The organism is Bradyrhizobium sp. AZCC 2289, from assembly GCF_036924615.1.
Taxonomy (GTDB): domain Bacteria; phylum Pseudomonadota; class Alphaproteobacteria; order Rhizobiales; family Xanthobacteraceae; genus Bradyrhizobium.
Genome location: NZ_JAZHRY010000001.1, coordinates 2,121,751 through 2,147,717, shown reverse-complemented (window position 1 = coordinate 2,147,717; position 25,967 = coordinate 2,121,751). Strand labels below are relative to the sequence as shown.

At 62.6% G+C, this 25,967-nt stretch carries 25 protein-coding genes and 1 pseudogene; 12 read left to right on the top strand and 14 right to left on the bottom strand.

The features are described 5' to 3' along the window. Positions 1–241: 241 nt before the first annotated feature. Positions 242–2,071 carry an aminopeptidase P family protein gene (locus V1289_RS10505; protein WP_334396875.1) on the bottom strand — a complete coding sequence of 610 codons (1,830 nt, stop codon included), beginning with the start codon at positions 2,069–2,071 and terminating at the stop codon, positions 242–244. A 191-nt stretch (positions 2,072–2,262) separates the two neighbouring features. Here V1289_RS10505 and V1289_RS10500 point away from each other — a divergent pair, with 191 nt between their 5' ends. Continuing rightward, the gene (locus tag V1289_RS10500; RefSeq protein WP_334396874.1) at positions 2,263–2,448 is read left to right on the top strand and encodes a hypothetical protein; all 186 of its coding nucleotides are present in this window, start codon (positions 2,263–2,265) and stop codon (positions 2,446–2,448) included. A 110-nt stretch (positions 2,449–2,558) separates the two neighbouring features. Here the strand turns inward: V1289_RS10500 and V1289_RS10495 are convergent, their stop codons facing one another. Next, positions 2,559–3,455 carry a 50S ribosomal protein L11 methyltransferase gene (locus V1289_RS10495; protein ID WP_334396873.1) on the bottom strand — a complete coding sequence of 299 codons (897 nt, stop codon included), beginning with the start codon at positions 3,453–3,455 and terminating at the stop codon, positions 2,559–2,561. Positions 3,456–3,771: 316 nt separating this feature from the next. Between V1289_RS10495 and V1289_RS10490 the strand changes: the two genes are divergently transcribed. Together V1289_RS10490 and V1289_RS10485 are read left to right on the top strand one after the other, a co-directional pair. Then, a complete protein-coding gene (locus V1289_RS10490) occupies positions 3,772–3,936 on the top strand; it encodes a Flp family type IVb pilin (protein WP_334396872.1) in 165 nt (54 codons plus the stop codon). 210 nt (positions 3,937–4,146) lie between these two features. After that, positions 4,147–4,383: a hypothetical protein gene (locus tag V1289_RS10485; RefSeq protein WP_334396871.1), complete on the top strand. Its 237-nt coding sequence runs from the start codon at positions 4,147–4,149 to the stop codon at positions 4,381–4,383. Positions 4,384–4,530: 147 nt separating this feature from the next. On the opposite strand, the gene V1289_RS10480 is transcribed toward V1289_RS10485, so the two are convergent. The 3 genes from V1289_RS10480 to V1289_RS10470 form a co-directional block, all read right to left on the bottom strand. Then, positions 4,531–5,526 (bottom strand): ABC transporter substrate-binding protein, encoded by a 996-nt coding sequence (locus V1289_RS10480; RefSeq protein WP_334396870.1) that lies wholly within the window; start codon positions 5,524–5,526, stop codon positions 4,531–4,533. 71 nt (positions 5,527–5,597) lie between these two features. Continuing rightward, positions 5,598–7,199: a phytoene desaturase family protein gene (locus V1289_RS10475; protein WP_334396869.1), complete on the bottom strand. Its 1,602-nt coding sequence runs from the start codon at positions 7,197–7,199 to the stop codon at positions 5,598–5,600. Positions 7,200–7,235: 36 nt separating this feature from the next. After that, positions 7,236–7,460 (bottom strand): hypothetical protein, encoded by a 225-nt coding sequence (locus tag V1289_RS10470; RefSeq protein ID WP_334396868.1) that lies wholly within the window; start codon positions 7,458–7,460, stop codon positions 7,236–7,238. A 12-nt stretch (positions 7,461–7,472) separates the two neighbouring features. On the opposite strand from V1289_RS10470, the gene V1289_RS10465 reads away from it, so the two are divergent. Continuing rightward, positions 7,473–9,737: a spermidine synthase gene (locus tag V1289_RS10465; protein WP_334396867.1), complete on the top strand. Its 2,265-nt coding sequence runs from the start codon at positions 7,473–7,475 to the stop codon at positions 9,735–9,737. 33 nt (positions 9,738–9,770) lie between these two features. Here V1289_RS10465 and V1289_RS10460 read toward each other — a convergent pair whose 3' ends face one another. Genes V1289_RS10460 through V1289_RS10450 form a run of 3 tightly spaced genes read right to left on the bottom strand, consistent with a single transcriptional unit; the run spans position 9,771 to position 12,737 of the window. Next, positions 9,771–10,682: an amidohydrolase family protein gene (locus V1289_RS10460; protein ID WP_334396866.1), complete on the bottom strand. Its 912-nt coding sequence runs from the start codon at positions 10,680–10,682 to the stop codon at positions 9,771–9,773. 13 nt (positions 10,683–10,695) lie between these two features. Continuing rightward, complete coding sequence (locus tag V1289_RS10455) at positions 10,696–11,967, bottom strand: MFS transporter (protein ID WP_334396865.1); 1,272 nt, start codon at positions 11,965–11,967, stop codon at positions 10,696–10,698. A gap of 47 nt (positions 11,968–12,014) precedes the next feature. Continuing rightward, positions 12,015–12,737 (bottom strand): GntR family transcriptional regulator, encoded by a 723-nt coding sequence (locus V1289_RS10450; RefSeq protein ID WP_334396864.1) that lies wholly within the window; start codon positions 12,735–12,737, stop codon positions 12,015–12,017. 177 nt (positions 12,738–12,914) lie between these two features. Between V1289_RS10450 and V1289_RS10445 the strand changes: the two genes are divergently transcribed. From V1289_RS10445 to V1289_RS10435, 3 genes are all read left to right on the top strand, one after another. Beyond that, entirely contained in the window at positions 12,915–13,142 is a 228-nt protein-coding gene (locus V1289_RS10445) for a hypothetical protein (protein WP_309178923.1), read from the top strand. 189 nt (positions 13,143–13,331) lie between these two features. Next, positions 13,332–13,838: a hypothetical protein gene (locus V1289_RS10440; protein WP_334396863.1), complete on the top strand. Its 507-nt coding sequence runs from the start codon at positions 13,332–13,334 to the stop codon at positions 13,836–13,838. Next, positions 13,729–14,319 carry a hypothetical protein gene (locus V1289_RS10435; protein ID WP_334396862.1) on the top strand — a complete coding sequence of 197 codons (591 nt, stop codon included), beginning with the start codon at positions 13,729–13,731 and terminating at the stop codon, positions 14,317–14,319. Before V1289_RS10440 ends, V1289_RS10435 begins: the two co-directional genes overlap by 110 nt. Before the next feature lie 46 nt (positions 14,320–14,365). Here V1289_RS10435 and V1289_RS10430 read toward each other — a convergent pair whose 3' ends face one another. After that, positions 14,366–15,154, bottom strand: coding sequence for a L,D-transpeptidase (locus V1289_RS10430; protein ID WP_334396861.1), 789 nt, complete (start codon positions 15,152–15,154; stop codon positions 14,366–14,368). Between the two features lie 264 nt (positions 15,155–15,418). On the opposite strand from V1289_RS10430, the gene V1289_RS10425 reads away from it, so the two are divergent. After that, positions 15,419–15,739, top strand: a complete 321-nt coding sequence (locus V1289_RS10425; RefSeq protein ID WP_334396860.1) for a hypothetical protein — start codon at positions 15,419–15,421, stop codon at positions 15,737–15,739. A gap of 14 nt (positions 15,740–15,753) precedes the next feature. On the opposite strand, the gene V1289_RS10420 is transcribed toward V1289_RS10425, so the two are convergent. The 4 genes and pseudogenes from V1289_RS10420 to V1289_RS10405 form a co-directional block, all read right to left on the bottom strand. Continuing rightward, positions 15,754–16,515: an ABC transporter permease gene (locus V1289_RS10420; RefSeq protein WP_309178919.1), complete on the bottom strand. Its 762-nt coding sequence runs from the start codon at positions 16,513–16,515 to the stop codon at positions 15,754–15,756. After that, on the bottom strand, positions 16,512–17,435 hold the full coding sequence (locus tag V1289_RS10415; RefSeq protein WP_334396859.1) for an ABC transporter ATP-binding protein: 924 nt from the start codon (positions 17,433–17,435) through the stop codon (positions 16,512–16,514). The genes V1289_RS10420 and V1289_RS10415 overlap by 4 nt, the downstream gene beginning before the upstream one ends. Positions 17,436–17,559: 124 nt before the next feature. Continuing rightward, on the bottom strand, positions 17,560–18,165 hold the full coding sequence (locus tag V1289_RS10410; RefSeq protein WP_442896174.1) for an OmpA family protein: 606 nt from the start codon (positions 18,163–18,165) through the stop codon (positions 17,560–17,562). Then, positions 18,145–18,555: pseudogene (locus tag V1289_RS10405) on the bottom strand (hypothetical protein); the annotation flags it as partial. The pseudogene V1289_RS10405 and the gene V1289_RS10410, both read right to left, overlap by 21 nt. 1,352 nt (positions 18,556–19,907) lie before the next feature. Between V1289_RS10405 and V1289_RS10400 the strand changes: the two are divergent. Beyond that, on the top strand, positions 19,908–21,125 hold the full coding sequence (locus V1289_RS10400; RefSeq protein WP_334407198.1) for an IS256 family transposase: 1,218 nt from the start codon (positions 19,908–19,910) through the stop codon (positions 21,123–21,125). Between the two features lie 78 nt (positions 21,126–21,203). Continuing rightward, entirely contained in the window at positions 21,204–22,268 is a 1,065-nt protein-coding gene (locus tag V1289_RS10395) for a ketopantoate reductase family protein (protein ID WP_334396858.1), read from the top strand. A gap of 188 nt (positions 22,269–22,456) precedes the next feature. On the opposite strand, the gene V1289_RS10390 is transcribed toward V1289_RS10395, so the two are convergent. Beyond that, on the bottom strand, positions 22,457–23,113 hold the full coding sequence (locus tag V1289_RS10390) for a glutathione S-transferase (RefSeq protein ID WP_334396857.1): 657 nt from the start codon (positions 23,111–23,113) through the stop codon (positions 22,457–22,459). Positions 23,114–23,229: 116 nt separating this feature from the next. Between V1289_RS10390 and V1289_RS10385 the strand changes: the two genes are divergently transcribed. Then, positions 23,230–23,793 carry a TetR/AcrR family transcriptional regulator gene (locus V1289_RS10385; protein ID WP_334396856.1) on the top strand — a complete coding sequence of 188 codons (564 nt, stop codon included), beginning with the start codon at positions 23,230–23,232 and terminating at the stop codon, positions 23,791–23,793. Between the two features lie 1,131 nt (positions 23,794–24,924). Continuing rightward, positions 24,925–25,890 (top strand): ABC transporter substrate-binding protein, encoded by a 966-nt coding sequence (locus V1289_RS10380; protein ID WP_334396855.1) that lies wholly within the window; start codon positions 24,925–24,927, stop codon positions 25,888–25,890. The last annotated feature ends 77 nt before the right edge of the window (positions 25,891–25,967 follow it).

Below are 25,967 nucleotides of genomic sequence, written 5' to 3'. Positions count from 1 at the left end.
ACGCGCGGATACGGCCGTTTCGGCATGCGGCTATTCCGATTTCGGGAGGCGAGGCGATGATGTTTCGCCTTGCGAACCAAATGCCTTTGTCGTCACCCGCGCGACAACCGGGGTTGTCATCACCCGCGCATGCGGGTGATCCAGTATTCCCGAGACGTCAGAGCTAAACCGAGAAGCCGCGGCGTACTGGATCCCCCGCCTTCGCGGGGGATGACGACCGTTGGTGCGGTCGTGATAACGTCTACTTCAGTTCCGCCGTCGCCTCGTCCAGCCACAGCTTCGTGGCGTTGTCGTTGAGATGCGGACGCACCTCGCGGTTGACGCGGGCGTGGTAAGCGTTGAGCCAGTCCAGTTCCGCCTGGCTCAGCATGTTCACATCGATCAGGCGCCGGTCGATCGGCGCCAGCGTCAGCGTCTCGAACGCATTCACCGGCTTTTCGGAGCCAGCGATGTCAGCGCCGACAACCAGTTCGAGATTCTCGATCCGGATGCCATAGGCGTCGGTCTTGTAATAACCGGGCTCGTTGGAAAGGATCATGCCGCGCTTCAGCGGCGCGGTGCCGAGTTTTGAAATCCGCGCCGGGCCTTCGTGGACCGAAAGATAGCTGCCGACGCCATGGCCGGTGCCGTGCTCGAAATCGAGACCGGCCTGCCACAGGAACTGCCGCGCCAGGCTGTCGAGCTGCGCGCCGGTGGTGCCGTCGGGGAATACCGCGCGCGTGATCGCCATGTGTCCGCGCAGCACGCGGGTGAAACGGTCGCGCATTTCCGCCGTGGGTTCGCCGATTGCCAGGGTGCGGGTGACGTCGGTGGTGCCGTCTTCATATTGCGCGCCGGAATCGATCAGCAGCAAATCGCCGGGTGAAATCCGCCGGTTGCTCTTGCGGGTGACGCGGTAATGCACGATGGCGCCATTCGGCCCGGTGCCGGCAATGGTGGGAAACGACACATCCTTCAGCGCACCGGTCTGGCGGCGAAACGTTTCCAGCGCCTCGACGGTGTCGATCTCGGTCAGCGCGCCTGACGGGGCTTCGCGATCGATCCAGGCCAGGAACCGGGTCAGCGCCACCGCATCGCGCTGATGCGCCGTTCGCGTTCCCTCGATCTCGGTGATGTTCTTCACCGCCTTGAGCAGGCTCACCGGATCATTGCCGCGCACCGGCTTGCCGCCGGCCGCCACAATCAGGCGGCTCAACGCATCGGCCGCGGTCGCGGCGTCGAGCGCGATCGCCACACCCTGCTGCGCCAGTTCGTTAAGCTGCGGCGTCAGCGCGTCGGGCTCCCTGACATCGGCGGATTGCTCGAGATGGTCGCGCGCCGCGTTCGAGAGCTTGCGGTGATCGATGAACACAGTCGGGCGGCCGTCCTTCGGCACCAGTGCATAGGACAGCGGCAACGGCGTATGCGAGACGTCGGCACCGCGGATGTTGAAGGTCCAGGCTACCGCGTGGCTATCCGACAGCACCAGCGCATCGACGCCGAGTTTTGCGATTTCCAGCCGGATCCGTTTGAGTTTCTCGGCTTCGATCTCGCCGGAAAATTGAATGCCGTGAACGGCGACCGGCCCGAGCGGCGGCGCCGGGCGTTCGGTCCACACCGAATCCAGCGGATTGCCGTCGATCGCGACCAGTTCCGCGCCGGCCTTGGCGCAGGCCGCCTGCAGCCGCTCGGCTGCCGCCGAAGTATGCAGCCATGGATCAAAACCGAGGCGGTCGCCGGCGGTCAGATGCTTCGCCAGCCAGTGTTCCGGTGGCGGATCGGCCAGCGGCTCGATATGCCAGGCCTTGCGGTCGACCTGTTTGGCCGCTTGCAGGGTATAGCGGCCATCCACAAAGACCGCGGCTTCCTGCGTCAGCACCACAGCCAATCCGGCCGAACCGGTGAAGCCGGTGAGCCAGGCCAGCCGCTCTTCCGACGGCGCGACATATTCATTTTGTTGCTGATCGGCGCGGGGAATCACGAATCCCGTCAGCTTGCGCCGCGCCAGTTCCTCGCGAAAGGCCGACAGCCGCGCGCCCAGCGCCACACCGCTTTCGGGTTCTTCGAATGTCTGGAAATGAGCTTCGAACATCGTCTGACCACTTTAGGATTGGATGGAGAAGTCCGCAATGCGGCGAGAATCACCGCAATTTGGCATAAGTTATGCTTGGATCGTGCTGCCTGCGTTAGACCGGGCGGAACGGTTTCCATAGCAAGTCGTTCACCCAACGATGCCCGGGGGAAATCCAGGAGTGTCTCAACTCAACGAAGAGGGGATGCACGATGCCTGCTTTCACGTTTGAGAAGATTTCGCCACCGGTGCGTCGCGGCCCGATTCCACCCATCGAGAAAAAGCAACGCGGCGTTATCGTCCAGATCCTGGGTCGCTTTGTGGAAGCACGCGTCAAACGCGCCATACGCGAAGAAGAAGAAAAGGGCGTCATCGCCCGATACAAACCTCCCGAATAGAGCCCATCGCTTTCAGATGCCGACCGATCAACGACGTCCCTCCTGCACCTGGCCGGAGGGGCGTTTTGATGTGGCGAGCGGGGATGGCGCCATCTTTCGTTGATGCGTCGTCACCCGGCCTTGCGCAACAGCAGGCTGCTCCAGCCTTCGATCCTGAGATGCCGTACTGGCACCAGACCCCGCGCCCGATAGGCCGCGATGACCGGGCCGGCCTGATGCGTCAACAGGCCCGACAGGATCACCAATGCCGAGCGTGCCAGATGCCGCGCCATCGGCGTTGCCAATTGCCGCAGCGGATTGGCGAGGATGTTTGCCAGCACCAGGTCGAACGGGCCGCGCTGCGCGAATTGCGGAGCCGCAAAACCAGTCGCGCGGATCGCCTGCACCAGATGCCCGGTTTCGTTCAGGTGCGCATTGTCGTGGGCGACGCGAACCGAGGCCGGATCGATGTCGCTTGCCAATACCGCGCCATGCAGCGCCTTGGCCGCGGCAATCGCCAGCACGCCGGTGCCGGTGCCGAGATCGAGCACGCGCCGCGGCTGATACGCTTTGAGGACATGATCGAGCAGCAAGAGGCAGCCGCGCGTGGTGCCGTGATGGCCGGTGCCGAACGCCAGCGCCGCCTCGATTTCGATGCCGAGCTTGTTGGCCGGCACGCGCGCGCGGTCATGGCTTCCGTGCACGACGAAGCGCCCGGCCGGGACCGGCACGAGATCCTCGAGCGCAGCCTTGACCCAGTCCCTGGCTTCGACCGTGTCGAACGCAATGTGCTGCGCGACCTCGTCGCCGGCGGCGAGGCCGACCAGCTCGCGGATCGAGGTCTGATCGGGCGCATCGGCAAAATGCACGATGATGTCCCACCGTCCGCTTGGGCCTTCAAACGCCGATATCGCGGCCTGGCCCTCGAAAAAGCTTTCGGTCAGCAGATCGACGACGTGCTTGGCGGTCTGCTCGCTGCCGATGGCGAAGCTGGCGCGGTGGGTGGACGGGGTGCGGGTGGAGGTCATCGAATGGTGGCAGTCATTGAGAGGCCGGAAACTCGAAACGGGCGATCTTGCGTAATTACCCGGTAATCGGGTCGCGCAACAACCCTGCTTTCCCGATGGGAGCTCGACGCACCACGAGGAATTCGGCTTTGAAATCCGTGATTTGGGGTTATTCGCGGCGCCGTTTCGTTCAAACTTGAGGAGTATTCGCGTTTCAATATCCAGAAAAGTTACACCTCGTCCATTTAAACAACCTTAGATGTTGTTCCGTAGATTCACCGATGGAACTTTTGAGTACCCTTTGTTCCAAGGGATCAAAATGAGGGCAGGACCGAACATGAAGACGCTTATTTCAAGATTTATTAAGGAAGAATCCGGCGCCACCGCGATCGAATACGGGCTGATCGCAGCCGGCATCGCAATCGCGATCATCACCGCAGTGCAGGGTGTTGGCACCCAGCTCAGCGCGAATTTTACTACGATCAGCACCTCGCTGAAATAATCGAACAACCCGCGGCGTTCTCGGGACCGGGCGGCACGTCGTCCGGTCTTTTTTTGTGATGGTCGGCCGGCGCCAAACCGGCCGAAATCCACATTACCGGGACCTCCGAACCGGCGGGCCGCCCGTTTCCCAGCCCGATTTCCTCCCGTCAGAAATCGTCAAAATCCGCCCTCCCTGCTATGCTGGCGAAAGCACGGAGAGGAGCCGGTCATGGCGGAAATCAATCGTAAACTTTACCAGAGCTGGCGCGGGCCTGGCCCGGCCGATCAGGATCATTGGTCGCTGGTCTTCGATCCCGACACCAGGCGTCTGCTGGTGCGTCACGAATGGCAGACCTCCCGGCATGACGGTTTCGACGAACTGGAGCTTGCGGAATTCCTGAAACAGTCCGGAGCTGCGCAAACGGCGTTGATCGACAGCCTGTTTCTGGTTCCGGCGGACGCCTGAGTTCACAGGCTTATCAACCGAACATAGCCTGGTTTTTCACAGGCTCCGGCCGCCGATGTGCACGGTCCGTGCACCGGCTCCTGCACAGACTTATCGGCCGGTTTTCCACAGCCTATCCACCGGCTTTTCAACCGGCCATCCACTCATTCATTCGATCACCTGTTCGGCGCGCACCTGGATGGTCGGCGGGATATCGATGCCGATGGTGCGGGCGGTCTTGAGGTTCAGGGCCAGCTCAAACTTGGTCGGCAGTTGAATCGGCAGGTCCACGGCTTTCTCACCCTTGAGGACCCGGTCGACATAGCCGGCGGCGCGCCGAAGCAGGTCGGCCTGATCGGCGCCGTAGCTGAGCAGCGCGCCGGCTCGGGCGTACTCGCTGAATTCGCCGACAACAGCAATCCGCGCGTCTATACCCGCCTTGCAGATGTCGGCCGTCAGCGCTGCGGTCAGAAAGTCGCGGAGCACGATCATGGCCGTGCCGCGCATCTCGCCCAGCGTTTTGAAATGCTCGACGACGGTGGCCGTGGAAAGCGAGCTCAGTCCAAATTTGACAGGCTCCAGCCCCGATTTCCTGGCGTCGGCCATCGTCTGTTCACCCCATGTGAATGAGGGGTCGGTTGCATTGTGCATGACCCCGAGCGTTTTCAGCCCGGGTATCAACTCTTTCAACATCTCGATCCGTTTGGCGGACATCTCCTCACCGAGCGCCGAAAAGCCGGTCAGGGTACCGCCGGGGTGGGCGAGGCTCGAGAACAGTTCAGGCTCACTGGCTGTAGCAGGCAGTGCGATCGCAACGACCGGAATCTTGGTCAGGCGAACCAGGGCGCGCGACATCGCGGGGCCCGGCGAAAGAAACACGTCGACGGGCAGTGCTGCCAATTCGGCGATCAGGGCGCGGGCGCGTTCGACGTTGCCCTCGGCGTTACGCTCTTCGATCACAATCGTGCGGCCCTCGATGTAACCGAGTTCACTGAGGGTTTGGCGAAAGGGAACAATGGCCTGGCCATCGACGGAAGCTGAAGCCAGCCCGATGAAGCCCACGATCGGAATGCGACGGCCGCCGGGCTGTTGCTGGCCTTGCGCTGAGAGTGGCCAGGCGGTGACCGCCCCGCCAAGCATCGTGATGAAATCGCGCCGCCGCATTCAGGCTCCTTGACGAGAGCGGACATCATACCGGTTGAAATCAGGGCAATGGAAGGGGCGAGGACCTTAACTCAGCCAAACAGCGCGCGATGATCCCGCAATATCACCCGCGCGGCGTTGTGGCCGGGGGCGCCGGTGACGCCGCCGCCGGGATGGGCGCCGCTGCCGCAATGGTAGAGGCCCTTCAGCGGCCCGCGATAATCGGCGTGTCCCAGCATCGGCCGCGCCGAGAACAATTGATTGAGCGTCAGCGCGCCGTGGAAGATGTCGCCGCCCAGCAGGCCGAACTGGCGTTCGAGGTCAAGCGGCGACAGCACCTGCCGGCCGATCACGCTTGACGCAAAGCCGGGCGCATATTGATCCACGGTCGCGATCATGAGATCGGCGACCTCGTCGCGATGATCGTCCCAGGATTTGCCGTCGGGCAACTCCGGCGCGACATGCTGGCAGAACAGGCTGGCGACATGCTGGCCGGAGGGGCTGAGCGAGTCGTCGAGCGTCGAGGGGATCAGCACCTCGATCACGGGCTCGCGGCTCCAGCCGTGCTCACGCGCGTCCTGCCAGGCGCGATCCATATAGCCGAGGCTCGGTGCGAGGATGATGCCGGCGGTGAGGTGATCGCCCGCGCCGGGCAGCGCCGTGAACGAGGGCAGGGCATTCAGTGCGACGTTCATGCGAAAGGTGCCGGAGCCGTTGCGCCAGCGCGTGATGCGCTCGAGAAATTCCGGCGCCAGCGCATCTGAAGGGACCAGCCTCGTGTACAGCAGTTTCGGGTTGACGCCGGAGGCGACGTATTTGGCGCGGACGGTTTCGCCATTGTCGAGGATGATTCCGACGGCGCGATCGCGTTCCACAATCACCTGGCGCACCCCGGCATCGGTTTCGATCTCGGCGCCATGGCCGCGCGCCGCGCGCGCCATCGCTTGCGTGATCGCGCCCATGCCGCCGATGGCGTGGCCCCAGACGCCCTTCTTGCCGTTCACCTCGCCGAAGGCGTGATGCAGCATCACGTAGGCAGAGCCTGCGGCATAGGGGCTGGCGTAATTGCCGACGATGGCGTCGAAGCCGAACAGCGCTTTCACCAGGTCGCTTTCAAAGCGTTCGTCCAGCATCTCGCCGGCCGAGCGCGTGAACAGGTCGAGCAGGTTGCGCTGCTGCTCCAGCGACAGTTTTCGTAACGCATTGGCGGTGCGGAGCGCATTGAAGGCTTCGCGAATCGAACCGATGCCAAAGCCCTCGACGATATTCGGCGGTGCACGCAGCACGAATTGGCGCAGCACGTCGGCGATCGCTTCAAGTTCGCGGGAGAATGCGTCGATGCGGCCGGCATCACGCGCGCTGAGCCTTGCAACCGACTGCTGCGTGCGGCCTTCGCCGGTCAAGAGATAGCTGCCATCGGGGGCGGGCAGGAAATTCTGCACCCGCCGTTCGACGATCCGCAGGCCCTGCTCGGCCAGCTTCAGATCCGAGATGATCTGCGGGTTGAGCAGGCTGACCGTATAGGCCGCGACCGAATTGCGGAACCCGGGATGGAATTCCTCGGTCACCGCCGCCCCGCCCACCACCTTGCGGCGATCGACCACCTTCACGCGCAGGCCGGCCATCGCGAGATAGGCCGCGCAGGTGAGGCCGTTATGCCCCGCACCGATGATGACGACGTCCGTTTCGTTCATGTCCGCTTCAAGAAGGATTGATTAGTTTTACCGCCGTCATTCCGGGATGGTCCCGAAATCCCTGGATTCCGGGTTCGCGCTTCGCGCGCCCCGGAATGACGTTTCACTCCACTCCTTAGCGAAGATGTGAATGTCCGCACAGCACCAAATGACGAATTCGACCACACCCCCCGCATTGCTCGCGCGGTTGCCTTGTGCTCCATTGCGGTTTCCCGGCAGGCCCTTGCCGGACGTCCTGCCGCCGGCGCCCGCCGGGTTCATGCCGGAGCTTTCATGACTTCCAAGCCGTCCGCCTCGCGAAACCGGCTGGTGCTGGGCGTCTATACCGCCGCGATCTTTGTCAGCGCACTGTTGCTGTTCTCGGTCCAGCCGCTGTTCACAAAAATGGTGCTGCCGCGGCTCGGCGGTTCGCCGGCGGTGTGGTCGGTGGCGATGGTGTTCTTCCAGTCGCTGCTGCTGGGCGGCTATGCCTATGCGCATTTCCTGATGCAGATCCGCAACCGCGCGATTCCGGTGGCGATACACCTGGTGCTGCTGGTGATCGCGCTGACGACGCTGCCGCTGTCGATTGCGGGCGGGTGGGGCGAGCCGCCGAATTCGGGCTATGCATTCTGGCTGCTCGGCCTGTTCGCGGTCTCGATCGGGCTACCGTTCTTCGCGCTCGCCGCCAACAACCCGCTGCTGCAGGCCTGGTTTGTCCGCACCGGTCATCCCAGCGGCCCGGACCCCTATTTCCTCTACGCCTCCTCGAATATCGGCAGCTTTCTGGCGCTGTTGTCCTATCCGGTGCTGCTGGAGCCGATGTTCACGCTGCGCACGCAGAACCTGATCTGGACCAGCTTCTATGGCCTGTTGATCGTCCTGATCGCGAGCTGCGGCGTCCTGCTGCTGGGTTCACCGGCGGGCGCCGCCGCGCTCAACATGCCCACTGAGGGTACCGACGCGCCGGCGCCGTCCTGGATCGTGCGGGCCCGCTGGATCTTCCTGGCCGCGGTGCCGTCGGGCCTCTTGATCGCGGTCACCGCGCACATCTCCACCGACGTCGCCGCCGCGCCGTTATTGTGGGTGCTGCCGCTGTCGCTTTATCTCCTGACCTGGGTGCTGGTGTTCCAGTCGCGCCCATTGCTGCCGCACAAATGGATGCTGCTGGCGCAGCCGCTGGCGATCGCTGGCGTGATTATTCTGCTCGCGGTCGGCGGCGAACAAAATTTGCTGCTGACGCTCGGCGGCCATCAATTGTGTTTCTTCGTCATCGCGATGGCCTGCCATGGCGAGCTGGCGCGCACCCGGCCACCGGCAAAATATCTCACTGGCTTTTACGTCGCGCTATCGTTCGGCGGCATGGTCGGCGGATTGTTCGCCGGCCTGATCGCGCCATTCACTTTCTCCTGGGTTGCGGAATACCCGATCCTGCTGGCGCTGGCCGCGCTGTGCCGGCCGCCCGGCGGCGACGCGCGGCTGCCGCGCTGGAGCGGCTGGTATTGGCCGTTCCTCGCCGTACTCGCGGTCGCGCTGATCGGACCGTCTTATTCGCCCGGCAAGATCATGAACTGGCTCGACGATTACCGTGTCTGGATGATCGGTGCGGTCGGCGTGCTCTCGGCGCTGCTGGCGCTCGGCCTGAACGCCAGCCGCTGGAAGATCTTTGCCACCGTCGCGGTGGCGCTGGTGCTGCTGCGGGCCTACCCGTCCGACGACGGGCGGGTGGAAACCGTGCGCAGCTTCTTCGGCGTCCACAAGATCGTGGTGACCCCGAGCGGCCAGTATCACGTGCTGATGCACGGCACCACGATTCACGGCGCCGAAAAATTCAAGAATGACGACGGCACCCCGGTCACCGGCCGGCCCGAGCCGATCACCTATTACCACAAGGACGGTGGCATCGGTCAGGCGATCACGGCGATCCGCGAGCGCAAGGGTGCACCGCTGCGGGTGGCGGTGATCGGGCTCGGCTCGGGCACGCTGACCTGTGCATCGCAACCCGGTGAAGACTGGAAGTTCTTCGAGATCGACCAGTCGATGGTCGATACCGCAAAAGACCCGAAATACTTCACCTATATCCAGAATTGCGAGCCGAACCTGAAGCCCGTGATCGGCGACGCGCGGCTGACCTTCGCGCGCGAGCCCGACGGCATCTACGACCTGATCATCGTCGATGCCTATTCGTCGGACGCGATTCCGATTCATCTGGCGACCGAAGAGGCGATGAAGATCTACAAGGACAAGCTGGCGCCGCAGGGCGCTGTCGTGATGCACGTCTCCAACCGGCATCTGGAGCTCGCCAGCGTCATCGTCGGCATTGCCGACGCCAACGACATGAAAAGCTGGGTCTACAGTGAGGATTCCGGCCGCGACAACGAGTACATCTTCTCGACCTCGGTGGTGGTCTCCGCGCGGGAGGAGGCCGACGTCGGCAAGCTTGCGTCCTCGGATGTCTGGGCCGAAACCGAGGCCGATGAAAACCAGCGGGTGTGGACCGACGATTACTCCAACGTGCTCGGTGCGGTTTACCGGCGGCTGCGCGACGGCGAGCAGTAATTCTCAATCTTCGGGGATCGGCTGCCGGAGCGATCAGTCGAAACGAAAAAGACCCCGCGGGTTTTGCAGAATGGCCATGCGGTCGTCGGGGTCGCCGACGATCTCGGCGAAGGCGGCGAGAGCCCTCGCATAGGTCTGGGTGCTTTCAAACTGGGTATGGGGCCAGTCGCTGCCCCAGATCAGGCGGTCGCGACCCAGCGAGCCGCGCAGCAGGACAAAGGCCTCGCGGGCGATCCGATTGCCGTCCTCGCCGATCCGGTAGGGTGCGGAAACCTTGACCCAGAGCCGGCGCGATTGGCCGAGTTTCGTCAGCGTCACGAGACCGGGGTCTGCGGCTCCCGTCCCGGCATTGGGCAGTGCATAGTGATCCAGCACGACGTTGACGCCAAAGGCGAGCAGTGCCGGCGCCAGCGCGGCCAGATCAATCGCGGCGCGCTGCACCTCGATTTGCCACTGCAGCTTCGCCGCACGTTCAAGCAACCCGCCCCAGGCCGGAGATGCGAGATCGGGCAGCGGCTTGCCGACTAGATTGAGTCGTAATCCCACGATACCGGAATCGTTCAGGCGGTTGAGATCATCAGACGTTATATTGGGTTCGACCACGGCGATGCCGCGCAGCCGGCCGCGCGCGGCGAGAACGCATTGCACCAGATAGGAATTGTCGGTCCCGAGGAAACTCGGTTGCACCAGGACGCCGTTGCTGATGCCGTTATCGTCGAGCTGCTGCAAATAGAGATCGAGCGGGGCGTCGTAGCCAGGCGCGTAGCGGCGGGAATCCGCGAGCTGAAGGCCGCGATGGAAGACGTGCGAATGCGTGTCGATCATTATCGGCTGCTTTTGAGATGGCTCGGCGCGCGCGGGGATGGCGGCGTAACCCAGTCCCGCCGCCACGAGAGATTTGCCGAACGTACGCCGGCTGATACGGGCTTGAATGGTTCCGGTCATCGGGCCGTCCGTTTCAATTCGCGGCGAGGTTCGGCGTGGGAGCCGGCAGCGGCGCGGTATCGGAAAAGGTCTTGCCGCGGGTTTCCGGCAGCAGCAGCACGGCAACAAACACGAGCGAGTAGGCGAAGGCCGCGTCCAGTCCGATGGCGGCGCCCAGTCCCAGATGCTGGCTGAGATATCCGACCAGGATCGGAAAGCCCGCCGAAACGATCCGGCCGAAATTGTAGCAGAACCCGACGCCGGTGCCGCGAACGCCGGCGGGGTAGAGTTCGCTGAACAGCGCGGCCATGCTGGCGGGAATACCGGCGGAGAAGAAGCCGAGCGGAAATCCGAGCACCAGCATCTGTGCGTTGGTGAGCGGCGCGAACACGTAAACCAGCACGGTGAGCACGCAGGCGGAGGCGAACACGGCGACGTTCGCGCGCCGGCCGATGCGGTCGCTCAAAATGCCGCTGGCGACACAGCCGCAGAAAAACGCGACGATGATCACGGCAAGGTAACCGCCGCTGCCCAGCACTGACAATTTGCGCTCTTCGCGCAGGAACGTCGGCAGAAAGGTGGTGAGGGCGGCGTATCCGCCATGGGCTCCGACGCCGAACAAGCCGCCGATCATGGTGGCCCGCAGCACGTCGGGTTTGAAGATGCCGAACAGGGTTTGCAGCGGAGAGGCCCGCTGCGCGGCCGTGGCGATCGCGCGCGCAGGCTCCGGCACGCCCCGGCGGACGTAGAAGATCAGCAAGGCGGGCAACAGGCCGGCGGCAAACATCGCGCGCCAGGCGATATCCGCCGAGAGATGCGAAAATAACACCGTGGCGAGGATGACCGCTGCGCCCCAACCGACCGCCCAGGCGCTTTGCACCGTGGCCAGCGCCTTGCCGCGATGCTGCGGCCGGATCACCTCGGCCATCAGCACTGCACCGGCGGCCCATTCGCCCCCGAAGCCGATGCCTTGAATGGTCTTGAGGATCAGCAATTGCGAATAGCTTTGCGCGAAGGCACAGGCGAAGGTGGCCAGCGCAAACCACAGGATGGTGATCTGCAAGGCCTTCACCCTTCCGTAGCGATCCGCCAGCGCGCCGGCGATCCAGCCGCCGAAGGCGCCTGCGAACAGGGTGACGGATCCCAACAGTCCCGCCTCCGTCTTGCTGATCGCAAAAGCGGCGATCAGTGCCGGGATCGCAAGGCTGAACATCTGGATGTCGAGCGCGTCCAGCGCCCAGCCCATGAAACACGCCCAAAATGTCTTGCGCTCCGGCGCGGAGCTCTCCTGGTACCAGTTCGACATCGTTTCCTCCCAGAACCGCGCCGGCCATTTTGGCTCGGCGTTAGCCGTCAGCGAATTTCCACGTGGTAACGGAATTTATCGGCGGCGCCGCGCGAGCGGCGCCACTCCAGCGGCTGCCGCGCCAGATCGTAGGCAAGCCGCTCGATGACGATCAGCGGCGCGTGCGGTTGAAGCCGCAGCAGTCGCGCCTTCATGGTATCGGCGGTCTCCACCGTCAGCGTTTCCTCGGCCGAGACAACCACCTGTTCGCAGCGTTCCTCGTACAGCGGATAGAGCAGATCGCCGAATTCACCGGGATCGACCGCAAGCAGCGGTTCGAAGCGAGCCCTCGGCAGCCAGATATCCTCCGCCAGCAGGGGCAGGTCATCGATCAGCCGGAGCCGCACGAGGTGGATAACGCCCTCGCGTGGACGGATGCGCAGCGCCGAGGCGACTGCCGACGGCGCCGGCATCGCCTCGCGGCGCAGGATGCGGCTGACGGGAATGCGGCGTTCGCCGGTTTCGGATTGAAAGCGGAAAAACCGGAACATCGAGGCGTTGAAGCGGGTCCGCTTCACGAAGGTGCCACGGCCTTGCTGCCGGTCCAGCACGCCCTCGGCGACCAGCTGGTCCACGGCCTTGCGCACGGTGCCGATGGCAACACCGTGGCGCTTCGACAGATCGGCCTCGGACGGGATCGCATCGCCCGGGCGCCATTGTCCCTCGGCGACCGCCGCCGCTAGCATGTCGCGCAATCGCTGGTACAGGGGTAAGCGCAGATCCAAATTCATATAGTCATCTATATGACTGAGGAGACAGGAGTCAATTGGTCCCGTTCGCAAGGCTCAGGCGTATCGGGCGTTCTGGTGGGGTGGAGTCTTGCCGACACATCCGGCTTCTGCGGAACTCGCAGGTCCCTCGGACATTCTCTTCCTGCCGCGCTTGGGCGGCCCAAGGAGAGTTTTCAAATGAAACGTCTATTGCTGATCGGAATCGCCGCCTGTGCGTTTGCGGCATTGCCGACGCTGTCCGCCTCGGCAATGCCTCACGCGACCGCCGACACGCTGGTGAGCGATATCGATAGCCCCATCATTCTTGCTCATGGCGGTCATGGCCATGGACATGGGCACATGGGACGCGGTGGTCGCGGACACCACTACGGCTGGGGCAGAGGCCGCCACCGCGGCTGGCACTGATCAATACTCCAGACAACTCCGTTGGAGGCCGCCTTGTTGGCGGCCTCTTTCATTTGGCCCACATGCAATGTCGCAAGCTCAGACTCGCCAAGCGTCCACGGACTCCGCGGGCCGATCAATGAGTGTGTGCCCGCTGGCGTTTTCGCGCGAACCGGTATCCACTTCGCGCGAAAAAGCCAGGGTGGCGTGATGTCGGGATGGCGCGTTCTATTCACGATGGTGGTGACCTTGACGCTTGGACAGGCCGACGCTGCGGAAGATTTCCTTGGCGGCGCAAAACTCTACGCCGACGTGGCGCGCTACGCCGCGTTCGGCTCGCATCGGTTCGGCTCGCCCGGCGACCGTGCCACGACCGACTGGATTGCAGGGGAATTGCAGGCCGCGGGCTTCAACGTCGCGTTCCAGCCGGTCGTTCTCGGCCGGCAGTATGTTGTCGACCGCGCGACGGCCGAAGTGGATGGCACGACGGCCGCGGCGACGCCGTTCTGGTGGCCGCCGGAAGACAAGAGTTCGTTTCATCTGACCGCGCCGATCACATCGCAACGTCGTTGCCCGGCTCGGCGCGGGCAAGGGGCCGGCCATTGTCGTGTCGACACCGATGACGGGCTGGTACAGTTGCGTTTGCGAGCGCGGACCGGGGATCGCCAATTTTCTGGCCCTTGTCCGCACCGTTGCCGCCGAGAAGCTGCCGGGTGATTTCGTCTTTGTCGCTACCGCCGGACATGAGATCGGTCATGACGGTATGGAGCTGTTTCTCAAGCAGGGCGCGCCGCCTCCGCGGGACACGCTGGTCTGGGTGCATTTCGGCGCCTCCAACGCCTCCAACGCCTGCTACGCCTGGACGGCAGGACCGCAGGGTTTCACGCGGGAAGACAAGGTCGACGTTGCGCTTCGCTCGATTGTGCTCAGCCCTTCCGCCGCGCCTCTGGTCGGCGAAACTTTTGCGGCGATCGAGGCGAGGCGCCTGATCGCGGAGAAGCAGGCGGTCGGCGAATTGCGCGACGTGCACGCGGCGGGCTATCGCAATTTCTTCGGGATGGCCGGCCTGCATCGCTTCTTCCATACGCCGGCCGACGATGTCCGCACCACCAGTCCGGAAATTCTCGAACCGGTGGCCCGTGCCTTCACTGAGGCCGTCCGCAAGGCCGCGGAGCGTGGCGAGCGCGCGTTCAGATAGGGCCTCGTCTCTCGACGTGAAAAAGGATCGACGCGCCGGCCGCGCGTCAATCCTGGTAGGTGAACAGCCCGCGTGGCTGATAATACGGCCGTGGCTGGTAATAATTGCCTTGCGGCGCCGGCGCATAGCCGCGATTGACGTAATATTGCTGCTGCGGCTGCGGATAGGCCTGCGCGTCATAGACGCGGCGGCTGCCGGGCGGCGCCGGATAGCGTGCCTCGTTGGAGCTGCCGTCGGCCGGATAGATGTAGCCGTCATCGGCGCGGGCCTGCGGCGCTGGCTGCTGCTGCGGCGTCAGCACCATCGGATCGCCGGCGGAATCGTATTGCTGCTCATATTGCGGCGCCGGAGCGCGGCGGGCGACGGCGGTGTTGCCACGCGGCCGCGGGTTGCGGGCCAGCGCGACCTGGGCCGAGCCGGTCAGCGTCACCGTGGTGTTGAGCACGCCTTCTTCCTGCACCAGCGCATACAGCGTCGAGGCATTGTCGCGCGACAGCCGCACGCAGCCATGCGAGGCGGGCGTGCCGAGACGGCCGACGGAATCGGTGCCGTGAATCGCATGTCCGATCTTGGTGAAGAAGATCGAATGCGGCATCGGCGCGTCGTCGAATTCCTTGGAGTAGTGGTCCTCTTCCATGCGGAAGGCGCGGAACGAGCCGTTCGGCGTCTCGCGCGAGGGGATGCCGGTCGACACCGGCCAGTGATAGCGCGCGACGCCGTCGATGGCGACGGTCATCTGCTGGTTGTCCTTGTCGATGGTGATGGCGACTTTGGCTTGCGCGGCGCCGGTGGCGAATAGCATGAGCCCGGTGAAGGCAACGAGGAAGGAACGCATTTTACCTATGGCCTCCAGGCCTCTTTGACTTAGGCACCTGATTGCAGTACCGCGGCTCTCCGTCCCCCCGGCATTCACTATGCCCGGAATCCGGCTTCGGTTCCAGTGGCGCGCAACCCGATCGTTAATCCGACATCCTGACTTTTTCGCGAGCGGTGACGGGCCCGCGACTCGAATTCGTCACAGATGCGCAACGATTTGGCCCCAAGGCCGTTTCAGAATCCCGCCTGACGACGCGATTGCCGCGGAATTTAAGGAATCCGGATGAACAAAACCAAGGTTAAGACGGCAGCGCCTGTTGCCAGCCTTCCCGTGCGGCAGATGCTTGCGGCCGCCGCCATCATGCTCGCGCTGCTGGCGATGCCCTTTGCCGGGCATGCGCAGGGCATCGTGCGCGGCGCCCGGGAGGGTTCGTACGAGGGCAACCGGATCGCCGGCCCGGTGGGTGGCGTGGTCGGCGGCGCGGTCGGTGCCGGGGTGGGCGGTGCCATGGGCGCGGTCAAGGGCGTGTTCGGCATATCCGATCATGGCTATCGCTGCCGGGGCTATTACAATCGCCACGGCCACTTCCGCTGTTATCGCTGACGCGCTTTCGCGCGTCAGTTCTTCAGCCGGTAGCCGGTCTTGAAGATCCACCACACGATGGTCATGCAAACGACGAGAAAGCCCACCGTCATGCCGAGGCTCAAGGTCACGCTGACATCGGCGATCTCGTAAAAGCTCCAGCGGAAGCCCGAGATCAGATAGACCACGGGATTGAGCAAGGTGATGGTGCGCCAGCCCGATGGCAGCATGTTCACCGAATAGAAGCTGCCGCCCAAAAACGTCAGCGGCGTCACCACCAGCATCGGGATCATCTGCAGCTTCTCAAAACCGTCAGCCCAGATGCCGATGATGAAACCGAACAGGCTGAAAGTCACCGCCGTCAGCACCAGAAAGGTCAGCATCCAGATCGGGTGATGGATCTGCAGCGGCACGAACAGCCCGGCGGTGGCGAGGATGATGAGGCCGAGGATGATCGATTTGGTGGCGGCGGCGCCGACATAGCCGAGCACGATCTCGAAATAGGAGATCGGCGCCGACAGCAATTCGTAGATTGTGCCGACGAATTTCGGAAAATAGATGCCGAACGAAGCGTTGGCGATGCTCTGCGTCAGCACCGACAGCATCACCAGCCCCGGCACGATGAAGGTGCCGTAGCTGACGCCCTCGACCGAAGTGATGCGCGAGCCGATCGCCGCACCGAACACCACGAAATACAGCGAGGTCGATACCACGGGCGAGACGATGCTTTGCAGCAGCGTGCGCCAGGTGCGCGCCATTTCGAACAGATAGATCGCACGGATCGCCTGGAAATTCATGGCGCCCTCACCAGGCTGACGAAGATGTCTTCCAGCGAGCTCTGCCTGGTATCGAGGTCCGAGATGCGGATGCCGGCGTTTCTGAGGTCGCTGAGCAGGCTGGTGATGCCGGTGCGCTCGCCCTTGGTGTCATAGTTGAAGATCACTTCGCGGCCGTCTTCCGACAGTTCGAGGTTGTAGGCCGCCAGATCGGCAGGTATCGCCTCGACCTTGTTTTGCAGATACAGCTTGAGCTGTTTCCTGCCGAGCTTCTGCATCAGCCCGGCCTTGTCCTCGACCAGGATGATCTCGCCCTTGTTGATGACGCCGATGCGGTCGGCCATCTCCTCGGCCTCTTCGATGTAGTGCGTGGTCAGGATGATGGTGACGCCGGACGCCTGCAGCGTCCGCACCACTTCCCACATGCCCTTGCGCAGTTCGACGTCGACGCCCGCGGTCGGTTCGTCCAGGAACAAAATCTGCGGCTCGTGCGACAGCGCCTTTGCGATCATCACGCGGCGCTTCATGCCGCCGGACAGCGTGACGATCTTGTTGTCCTTCTTGTCCCACAGCGACAGATCCTTCAGCACCTTTTCGATGTGCGCGGGATTCTTCGGCTTGCCGAACAGGCCGCGGCTGAAGCTGACGGTCGCCCACACCGATTCGAACGCGTCGGTGTGCAGCTCCTGCGGCACGAGGCCAATCAGCGAACGCGCGGCGCGGTAATCGGTGTTGATGTCATGGCCGCCGACGGTGACCCGGCCCTGGCTCAAATTGGCGATGCCGCAGATGATGCTGATCAGCGTGGTCTTGCCGGCGCCGTTCGGTCCCAGCAGCGCAAAAATCTCGCCGCGGTTGATATCGAGATTGATGTCGTTCAGCGCCTTGAAGCCGGAGCCATAGGTCTTGGACAGATTGGAGACGGAAATGATGGGGGACATGGCGGCTTGATGATGTGATTGGAAGATGCCGGAAAGGATGACGCGGCAGTGTGGCCCGGACGGGACAGGGGGTCAGCAGCAGATAGGGGCCTGAAGCGGGTTCCGCAATCAGCCGAAAAAATTATTATCTCTTTTTCGCCGGCTTTTTAGCAGCCGATGCCGAGCCTTTTGCCGCCGCTGCCTTGGGCTGCTCGCTCTGCTCAGGCATTTTCGCCACCGTCATGATCTGCGTCAGGTTGTTGGCGGGGGCGTTGGGACGGGCCGGGTCGAGCAATTGTTCCTCGCCCAATCCCACGGCCTGCAGTCGCTTCGACGAGATCTTGAAGGTGTTGACCAGGATGTCGCGGACCGCATCGGCCCTTCGCTGGCTGAGAAGCACGTTGTTGTCGCGCCGGCCGGTCGATTCGATATGGCCGACGATCAGGAATTCGTAGGGCAGCAGCGTCGAATTGACCAGCGCGTCGGCTATCCGCCCGATCGTCTGATAGGATTCCGGCCGGACGATCGGCGTGTCGGCATCGAACTGGATATCGACGCTGAAGCCCGGCAGCTTGGTCAGCTCGGGGGCAATCGGCGGCCGCTTCTGCGGCGGCGGCTCGTTCTTGCCCCGCGATTTCGATCGCTCTGCCGTTTGCTGGCGCAGCGTCACAAGATTCAGATCCGGCGGCGTCTCCAGGCCGCCGAGCTGGGTGACGAAGTCGCTCTCGGCCTTGTATCCGGCGTCGCCGATCGCCTGGTTGCATCGGGCGGTGAGGTTGCTGATGCCCAGCAGGCAGGCGATGGATTTTGCGGCTTCCTTGGCCTTGCCGCTGCACTTCTTGACGATTTCGTACTCGCATTGCCGCCCGACATTGGCGCGCGCCGCAATGTGCTTCTGAATCGCGTCGAGCGCGCCGGGATAGTCGGCCTTGCATTGGGCCGACATGGTATCCTGGTTCTTGTAGAGGCAATCCTTGGTGCGGTTGGAATCCAGATTGACGCCGCGGCAATTGGCGTCGAGGTCCGCCCCGCAGCTCTTGCCCAGCGTCGCGGCGGCATCGCCGAAACTGATCGTCTGCGCCGCCGCCAGTGACGGCGCGGCGAGCAGAAGGACCAACAATGTCGGCAGACCCCGGATCATGGCTTCATCTGATACGATGAAGTCGCAGGCGGTCAAGGGCTCCGGCGCAACAGGACCAGACTAAAAGTCGGGGTTGCCGCGAACCCGGCCGCTTTCTAGCCAACGGAAATTGACGGCTGACGCGCCGGGCTTTCAGTCGGCGCGCCACGGCTGGCGGTGGGCACAGGTTTCTGATTCGAATTTCAAACAGCAGATTCGTCGTCGCCCGGCATAGACGTCCGAAGGACGGCGTCGCTTCCGCTCGCCTATGACCGGGCGATCCAGTATTCCAGAGGCCTCCGGCTTCGACGAGAAGCCGCGGCGTACTGGATGCCCCGCTTGAAGCGGGCATGACAACCGAGGGAGCTGAAAGAGAAAGAGCAAATACCTTCGCGTTCTCGCGACACGATGCGCCCGAGTTGTGCAAATTCGTTACCCTCGAAAAGCAGAGGGCGCAGGAAAAGCCGGGTGCCCGGAGCACCCGCGGCCCGTGTGCATTGGTAGTAAGCACACGGTAGTCACCACGAGTATTCCGGAAATCACCCGGCTTTCCCCGCGCAATGGTTTTAACGGTTTCCTTCGTGCTCTCCCCGGCGACGAATTCCTCTTGTCACCGTCGTCGCGCGGATTGACGGTTTTGCTCGTCCCGGTTGGAGCTCGCAAAACCTCCGCGGACTTGACATCAGCAACGGATGCCAGGACCACACGACTTCGCCGTACGCAGCGACCTCACCAAACGCTTCGACCGGCCGTGTGCGGCCTGCCGAAGTCTTGGCGAAGGCGTTGAAGCGCCGTTCGTCCTGCGCGCTGGTGCTCGCTCACGGAAACCGCCCTGCGAACACACTTGCGTGCCCGACGCTGCCGCGTCCACCGCATCCCACCGCGCGTTTCGTGACGATCGCGAGCCGCCCCTCGTTCGGGTGAGACGCGCGGAGTTATGCCCTTGATTTGCCCGTCGGGGTGAAGCGAAACATTTTTGCACGAGGGGGTGGACAAGGGATTTCGATAATCGGCAAGTGATTTGCCGACGGGCAAAATCACGGGGTGATTTGATGCACGGAGCGATGGCGTCACGCGCCGCGTGAGCGCACGCGGGTAATTCCATCAGGGCGACAATGTGGGCCTTGACGTGGTCCGCGATTTCTGGGCAAAGCGGACGTTTCGCAGGCTTTGACGTTCCACAAACATTGCTTACGCTCAGCTTGAGGGCGTGGGAGAGGCTGAGGGTGCCGTCGCGGGGTTGGTAGGAATTGAGTGTGGCGTAGTCTCCGGGGTGATCAACCTCGAATCATCCGGCGTTGAAGCGTCGGACTGGAGACCACGCCATGACGAGCACTACCACGAAGCCTGATTCTTTGCAGCCTGCGGCCGATATGGCCGGCGATCTTTTCGACAATTGGTTTGATCCGCTTGAGGCCGAAGTGCGGGCTCGATCGCGTGAGTTCATCGAAGAACTGCTCCGCGGCGAGCTCGAGGCGGCACTTTCGCGGCCACGTTACGGGCGCATCCCGATGTCCGGCAACGAAGGAAGAGCGAGCGTTGCGGGCCACCGCCACGGCAGCCGGACGCGATCGCTGACCGGCACGTTCGGACCGATCGAGATCGCGGTGCCGCGCGCCCGTCTGACCACTGCCGATGGCAAGACGACCGAATGGAAGAGCCAGACGCTGCGGGCCTATCAGCGGCGCACACTGGCCGCCGACGCGCTGATCGCGAGCACGTATCTCGCTGGCACCAACACGCGGCGGGTGCGTCGCGCGCTCGCGGCCTTGTTCGGCGGGACGGTCGGCAAGGACACGGTGAGCCGGACCTGGCGCAAGGTGAAGAGCGACTGGGACGCCTGGCACACCCGCTCGCTGACTGGAGAGCCGATCGTGCGCCTGATCCTCGACGGCACCGTGGTGCGCGTGCGGCTCGACCGCAAGGCGACCTCCATCTCGCTGCTGGTCGTTCTCGGCGTGCGCGAGGACGGCCAGAAGGTGCTGCTCGCGATCAAGAGCATGGGCGGCGAGAGCGCCGAGGCCTGGCGCACTGTCCTTGCTGACCTCATCAATCGCGGGCTGCGGCGTCCGGAATTCCTCATCGTCGATGGCGCGCCGGGGCTCGACAAGGCCATCGCCTCCGTCTGGGACGGCGTGCCGGTCCAGCGCTGCACGGTCCACAAGCACAGGAACCTGTTCGCACATGCCCCAGAGCGGCTGCATGACGAGATCACCGCTGATTACAACGACATGATCTACGCGACGACGCCTGAGGAGATCGAAGCGCGCCGCAAAGCCTTCATCCGCAAATGGAGGCTCAAGCATCGCGCCGTCGCCGACAGCCTGGAGGAGGCAGGAGAACGCTTGTTCACCTTCACGCGCCTGCCGCCGAGCCAATGGCGCAGCGTGCGCACCACCAATGCAATCGAGCGGCTGCACGAAGAGTTCAAGCGAAGAATCAAGACGCAAACCGTGCTGCCGTCAGCAGACACCGCAGCCATGTTGTTCTGGGCGCTGCTCGCCTCTGGACAGATCAACATGCGCAAGGTCGATGGATGGCAGACGCTCGCCGTAAAGCCTGGCAATCAGCCGATTGACCTCGCAGCCTGAAACGATACCCTCATGTTCCCGGAGAATGCGCCACGCCCAATTCCAACCACTTCTCCGACGGCACCAGGCTGAGAGAGTATGGCGCGTAACATTCTGATTCTGGGAGCCTCGTATGGCTCATTGCTGGCGACAAAGCTGCTGATGGCGGGTCACAACGTGACTCTGGTTTGTCGGAAGAAGACTGCAGAACTCATCAATCGCGACGGAACCGAGGTTCGCATCAAGCTGCGTGACGAGGCGATGCACCGGGCGATTTTTTCGCGCGATCTGCCTGGCAAATTGGACGCGGTTACGCCCCCCGACGTCGATCTTTCCCGTTACGATCTGGTTGGTCTTGCCATGCAGGAACCGCAATACACCAACCATACGATCCGGGTTCTGATGATCAAGATCGCCGAGGCGAAGCTGCCTTGTCTTTCGATCATGAACATGCCGCCCTTGCCCTATCTCAAGCGGATCCCCGCATTGGCGGAAATGGATCTGGAGGAGGCATACACCAATGCCCAGGTATGGGAACGGTTCGAGCCGGGACTGGTGTCGCTCTGCTCGCCTGATCCGCAGGCTTTCCGCCCACCGGAAGAGGCGGCGAACGTCCTTCATGTCGGCCTGCCGACAAACTTCAAGGCTGCGGCCTTTGCCGATGAACAACACAACAAGGTGCTGCGGGAGCTGGAAGCGGACATCGACGCGGTGAAGCTGGACGGCCAGGACGTTCCGGTAAAACTCAAGGTGTTCGATTCGCTGTTCGTCCCGCTGGCCAAATGGTCGATGCTGCTGACCGGGAATTACCGCTGCATCACGCTGCACGAACCGCAGTCGATCCGCGACGCCGTGCACGGCGATCTGAAGCTCTCGCAGTCGATCTATGACCATGTCGACGCCATCGCGCGGCGTCTGGGGGCCGACCCGACGGATCAGGTTCCTTTCGCAAAATATGCCAAAGCGGCGGAAAGCCTCCTCAAGCCCTCATCGGCGGCCCGCGCGGTGGCCAGTGGAGCGCCTTTCATCGAGCGGGTCGACCTGCTGGTGAAGCTGGTTTCGGATCAGCTCGGCGTGCCCAGTGCCGAGATCGACCGCACGGTCCAGACCGTCGATCAAAAATTGAACGAGAAGATCGTGGCGGGCGGATCCGGCGCGCCGTAACGCGCTCCATCGCGGTTCGAGAAGGGCGCGCCGCGGTCGACGAAGATGGGCACCCTCTTTGAACCCTCCGTAGGTCTCTCGGGGCGCATCCAATCGATAGTCATTGCCCTTGATGTTGAAGACGACCCGGCAAACCGTTCGATTGCTTGCTCCAAGATCATGCAAGCAGCCGTTCACAGACAGCGATTTCAAACGGACGCCTCGGTCGGTTCTGACATCGTCACCCGGTTCTTTACGCTGGGACGCTCCTGCATCCTTGCGTGCCAGGCTTGAAGAGCCGTGCATTCCGCAGGCACCGGCAGCTCCACGAGCCCCGCAAAGATCAAACCGCCGATGACCGTGATGTCGGCCATCGAGAAGACCTCACCTGCGACGAACGGCTGTCGCTTTAGAATGGCATCGAAGTAGTGCATACCCTTTAGGGCTTTGTCGCGCTGACGGAACCCCCACTCAGCGTTCTGATAAATCTCGACGTCGGGTCCAAGCCCCGGTGTGGCGTGGTGGAAATAGATACTGATGGCGTCGAGCAGCTCCAACTCGGCGCGCTTGCTCATCATGTGGATCACGCCCTTTTGGCGCGGTGTCCTGCCGGTGAGTGTGGGAGCGCCATCAAGCGCGTCAAGGTATTCGGTAATCGCCGTGCATTCGCTAATGAAGGTCCCGTCGTCGAGTTCGAGCACCGGCAGTGTGCCTGAGTAGTTCTTGGCGAGGAACTCGGGCTTCTTGTGCTCGCCTTTCCAAAGATCGACCGACACAAACTGGACACGCGGCTGCAGGTTCTTCTCGGCCAAGGCAACACGGACGCGAGCCGGATAAGGGCCGGTGGGCCAATCGTAAATCTTCATCACTATTTCCTTTTGTCTACCTGCCACTTGGTAGGTAACATATAGAACTTCAAACTTGCCCGGTCAACGCCTATCTGCCACTTGGTAGGTTGGCTACGAAGCGGTGAGGCAGTGAGATGAGTTCAAGTTCTCGGGAGGCCATCCTGGCGGCCGCCAGAAGGACCGCACAGGCGCATGGCTACAGCGGCTTGAATTTCCGCGATCTCGCGGATGACGTGGGCATCAAGGCAGCTAGCATCTACCATCACTTCCCGAGCAAGGCCGATCTGGGCGCGGCAGTAGCGAGGCGCTATTGGGAGGACACCGCGGCTCACCTCGAGTCTATGTTGGCCGGAACCTCGGATCCGGTCCGCTGCCTGCAGCAGTATCCCGATATTTTTCGCAAATCGCTCGAGAGCGAAAATCGCATGTGCCTCTGCAGCTTCATGGCCGCCGAACATGATGACCTGCCGGAAGCGGTGAAGAAGGAGGTCCAGACCTTTGCCGATGTCAATGTTGCGTGGCTGAGCAGGGTTCTGTCCGCTGCGGCCCTGGTCAGTTCCGAGGAAAGCGAGCGGCGGGCTCGCGCCATCTTCGCCGCCGTCGCCGGCGCCCAGCTCATTGCGAGGAGCCGCTCGGATATCTCGCTCTATGACGCGTTGATCGACAGCTATCGCGTGGCGGGTCTCCTACCGGCATAAAGGATGCGATCTTTCATGCCGACGCGCGGCGTTCGGGAATTACGGTGCCGGTGCACTGAACTCGTCATCGTAATTCATTGAGATTGTGAGACGCGCAACAGCGGTTGCAACTGGACGGCTTGCATCGCAAGAACGGCGGGTCTCGGCGATGATAGCGTACCGAAGCGGCGCACCCGACACGATTCGAACGTAAGCCTCGTCTCGATCGCACTCGCGATTTCCAGGTCGGTCAGGGTTCGCGGTTCGGATCTTGAATCACCTGCGCAGCGGCGCCATCCTCGCGAAACGGCCGATGGCGACGGCACTCATGCTCTGAAGTTTACTTCCGCTTTCGACGGTACAAGGCCGCACTTTGCTGCTGGCTCAAGCCGGTCGCGAATGACCTGACGGCGACATTCGGTAAGTCGTGACGACATCTGCCGAGTTTATGACCCGGTTTCCGAACTATTCCTGTTGAGCCCGCGGGTAACGGCCTGTTCGACCCCAGTAGCCTGGTTTGATTTTGGCAGGGGCCTCATTTGCGCTGTGTACACAAGTGGACAGACCCAGCGACGCTGGCAGAGTATTGTAATTCCATCACCGCACGCTCCCGTGGCTTTTATCGGTGATGAGAACGCCGGTTGCGCTCCCGCCTCCCTCGAACAGGAGCAGCGCCATGCAGCAGCAGCGCCGCCGTTTCAAGCAAACAACAACATTAGACCAGCGTTTGTCGGAGCAAGCCGAGCGGCTTCGAAAAGAGGCCCAAGGCACGCCACGAGGGGTCAAGCGGGACGATCTACTCCGTAGAGCCCGGCAGGCTGAAACCGCTGCGCACATGCAGGAATGGATCATGTCCCCCGGACTACGCGCGCCTCAGTGAGCATTGAAACAACCGACGCTGGAGTAAGGCCGCCTCAGTTGGCGGCCTCTTTCATATCAGGCAAAGCCGGCGATGTTGCCCATTGGCACATCGCGTCATTTGCGGCCCAGCGGACATGGCGGCACTTGCTGCTGGCTTGAGCCGATCGCAAATGACCCAAAGCCAACTTGGACTGCGCGAACGGGATTTCGCCTAACCGGGCAACTGGACTATGCTTGCAATCGGTCCGGTTCAATTTCATTCTCGATTTAGTGCGGAGCGGAGGCGAAGCGATGCGACGCCGCAATTTTTTAGCATTGATGGCAGCCGCAGTATCCTGGCCCAAGAGAGCTGCCGCGCAAATTGCGAAACCAAGGCGCATTGGGCTTATGGCCAATCTGCCATTGCCGCCCATTCAGAGATTTGTTCAGAAATTGACGCAGCTTGGATACGTCGAAGGAAACAATATCATCATCGAATACCGGTTTGGAGAGGGCAGAGACGACCGCTTTCCTGCGTTTGCCGCTGAGCTGGTGGCATTGCCTGTGGAGGTAATTGTTGTTTGGGGAAATCCTGCTGCATTTGCGGCGAAACGCGCCACAACAACCATTCCGATCCTGATCGGCGCCGCTGGTGACGTCGTGAATACCGGTTTGATTGCAAGCGTCGCTCATCCGGAGTCCAACCTCACTGGATTTGTTGCGTTGAATGTGGAGCTGGAAGAAAAGCGCGTCGAACTGCTTCGGGAGGTCATCCCAAATTTGTCTCGCGTCGCGGTGTTGGCAAATTCCTCAAATCCACTGGGCCGCGTCAATCTCGATACGGTCCATCGGGCTGCCCAGCGACTGGGAGTTACAGTCGAGGTGTTCGATGCCAGAAACAGCCAGGACGTGGGGAGTGCGCTCGCCGAAGTGAAGGCATCTCAGCCTGACGCGGCGTTGGTTGCAGCCGACACTTTGCTTTTGAGCGAACGAAGGCAAATAACGGAAATGATGGCGGCGAGCCGCATCCCGGCGATCTACGCATTCAAGGAATTTTCTGACGCCGACGGCTTGTTGAGTTATGGCGCCGATCTCTCTGTCCTTTTTGAACGTGCTGCCGATTATTTGAACAGGCTCTTGCAAGGTGAGAAGCCCGGCAATTTGCCGGTACAACAAGCGACGACCTTTGAGCTGATCATCAATCTAAAGGCAGCGTCGGCTCTCGGTCTGACGATTCCAGCGGATGTCCTGATACAGGCGAATGAAGTGATCGAGTGATGTCGCTTCCGGGCACATCGCGACATTTCGTTGCGTTGCGGAATTTGGTCAAACCCTTGTCCGAGCCGGCCTGCCGC